Annotated in this window: 4 protein-coding genes; 2 read left to right on the top strand and 2 right to left on the bottom strand. The window is 67.2% G+C overall.

From position 1 onward, the window contains the following. On the top strand, nucleotides 1-207 hold a 207-nt coding region (locus tag CK505_RS18025; protein WP_141246791.1), incomplete at its 5' end, for an IS30 family transposase. Here CK505_RS18025 and istA read toward each other — a convergent pair. Both istA and CK505_RS18015 read right to left on the bottom strand, forming a co-directional pair. Beyond that, nucleotides 199-1,068, bottom strand: a complete 870-nt coding sequence (gene istA / locus CK505_RS18020; RefSeq protein WP_095651915.1) for an IS21 family transposase — start codon at nucleotides 1,066-1,068, stop codon at nucleotides 199-201. The genes CK505_RS18025 and istA overlap by 9 nt on opposite strands. 364 nt (nucleotides 1,069-1,432) lie before the next feature. Continuing rightward, a complete protein-coding gene (locus CK505_RS18015) occupies nucleotides 1,433-1,684 on the bottom strand; it encodes a hypothetical protein (protein WP_075870946.1) in 252 nt (83 codons plus the stop codon). Between the two features lie 526 nt (nucleotides 1,685-2,210). Here CK505_RS18015 and CK505_RS18010 point away from each other — a divergent pair. After that, the coding region (locus CK505_RS18010; protein ID WP_141246801.1) for a sigma factor-like helix-turn-helix DNA-binding protein at nucleotides 2,211-2,380 on the top strand (170 nt) is incomplete at its 3' end.

Here is a 2,380-nt window from a genome sequence, read left to right as displayed (position 1 = left end):
TTCGCCGCCCCGGCCAGTCCGTGGATGCGGGGGTCCAACGAAAACATGAACGGGTTGCTGCGCCAGTACTTCCCGAAAAGCACGGACCTGAGCGTTCACACCGCGGAGGACCTGGCCAGGGTGGAGCAGCTGCTCAACACCCGTCCGCGAAAGGTCCTCGGATGGGCGACGCCGGCCACCGTGTTCGCGGCCAAGATGTCATGCTGAAACAACGTCGGTGTTGCGACGAGCTGTTGAATCCGCCCGGCGATAGGGGGTCAATTTTCGTTCGGCGTTGACAGCTTGTGCGGATTCGACGGTGGCCTCATCAGGCAGGGTGCGCCAGACGCGTTGGGCGGCGGAGTGCACGGCTTTCTCGACCACGCCTTTGCGGTTGCCGCGGCGTGGTGGGCAGATCGCCACTGAGACCCCGTAGTGCTTGGCCACCGCGGCGAAGGTGGCGGTGACCGCCCCGTTGGGCGGGTGGCAGACGGTGGCCATCCGGTCGAAGCGCCAGGCCTTGCTGACCCCGCCCAGGGCGCGGGTGATGTGGTCGATGCCGGCGATCAGGTGCGCCTGGTCCTCGGACTCGCACAGGAGCCCGCGCCAGGCCCCGGAGTGCGCCAGAGCCCCGACGAGCAGATGCGCCTTGGCGCCCACACCCCAGGCCGCCGGTGGGTCGGGCAGTTCGACCCAGTCCCACTGGGTCTCCTCCCCGGGCGGGTGCTCGATCACCGCCACGGCCCGCCCGGCGGTGGGCCGGCAGTCCTGACACACCGGGCGCAGCTGGCGTTGCCGCAGCTGGCGGGTGAAGGTCTGGTACGCCCCGGGGTACCCGAGGTCGGTGACCTCGTCGTAGAGCGTGGTGGCCCACAGGTGCGGGTCCTCGCCCAGGCGGGCCCGGCAGTAGTCGGCGTAGGGGGCGAAGGGGCCCGGGGTGCTGCGTCGGCGTGCCCCGGGGGTGCGGTTCCCGGCCAGGTAGGCGCGGATGGTCTTGCGGTCACGGCCCAGATGCCGGGCGATCGCGGAGATCGTCCAGCCCTGACGGGCCAGGGCGTGCGCGTCGATGTCTTCCTCCCGTGTGAGCATGGTCAGCGGGGCTCCCTCGAATGGATGGCTGGTGGTCAGAGACCGCCATCATCGAGGGGGCCCCGCCGTCATTGGCGGAGCCACACGGGTGGGGAATTTCAGTGAGCAGGTCTGGGGAGTTTCACCTGAGCGTCATCAGCACCTGTCGACTACGACTGAGCAAGGAAGGCCGAGGGTGCCCCAGGCACCCGAACCACCTGGACGCCCCGAGCCCCGGCTTTACATATGGCCCGGCTATCAGCCGCTCCACGAGAACGACATTGCCTGTGGGGTTGGCCCGTGCGGGGGTAGGCCCTGTCCTGATGGGCGTGCTGGCCGTTCTTGCACGTTCCCCACAGGGATGCTGTTACCGAGGGGCGATGGGTCAGGCGTCGTCGTCCTGGCTCCACAGCCAGTGCAGGTAGATGGCGCCCCATCCCGGGCCCAAAGCGTCCACCAGGGCGTTGGCCACCGTGCGGGCGTCCACCCAGGGGTACCGCTGACCGATCCGCGTCGCTTCCTGGCAGATTCTCTCCGGATCGTGGCCCTCGTGGTGCAGGGCGAGGGTGGCTTCACTGAGCCGGGCCTCGAAGAGCCGTCGATCCGTCAGGGGCACGGGCTCAAAGGTGATAGACATCAGACTCCCTCAGGTCAACGATCGCCCCAGGGAGCCGGAGTTGCTCCCACGAGCAGCTCCGCAAATGGTGGAGACATAGTAAGCAACATCACACTCGAGTGGCTATTCGAGGCTTTATCTCATGTGGTATCCACCCTGAAGCTCCTCGGAGCGGCGCGAGCCCCCACGGCAACGGTGCAGCGAACTCTGACAAATCCACCGGAGTCAGGGGTGGGCGTTGACTGCCACCGACAGCTCTCCGGGCAGCTCATCGAGGTACCTGGAGGTGGTGGTCACCGAAGCGTGACCCAGCAGCTGGGCAACGACCTTCATGTCCCAGCCTTGGGACTGCCGCACCGATAGGTCAGGTCAGGGTGTCACCTATTCGTGCGGCAGTCCCGGACCTCGTGGTGCACCCGGCCGTGGCAGTCTCCGGCGTGGAGCAGTTGAGTGCTGCGACCTTCACGGTGTCGGTTCCGGTCGAATAGGTAGCTGAAGTTCCGGTCGAAAAGTGAGCAGCTCGTCCAACGATTGGAGAGTGATCACTGTGGAGGATTGGGCGCTGATCCGTCAGCTGCATCGGGTGGAGGGCTTGTCGCAGGCGGCGATTGCCAGGAGGTTGTCGCTGTCGCGGAACACGGTCGCGAAGGCGCTCCGTTCCACGGACCCGCCGTCCTACGCACCGCGCCCGCCGGTGGAGGGGGCCTTCAGCGAGGT

This window comes from Kocuria sp. WN036, assembly GCF_002287015.1.
Taxonomy (GTDB): Bacteria; Actinomycetota; Actinomycetes; order Actinomycetales; family Micrococcaceae; genus Kocuria; species Kocuria rosea.
The sequence above is the reverse complement of the archived record's forward strand: the minus strand, read 5'-3'. Positions and strand labels throughout refer to the sequence as shown.

Excerpts from the sequence above, each read along its gene's own strand:
- istA (WP_095651915.1), bottom strand. The coding sequence starts at position 1,068 with ATGCTCACACGGGAGGAAGACATCGACGCGCACGCCCTGGCCCGTCAG.
- CK505_RS18015 (WP_075870946.1), bottom strand. The coding sequence starts at position 1,684 with ATGTCTATCACCTTTGAGCCCGTGCCCCTGACGGATCGACGGCTCTTC.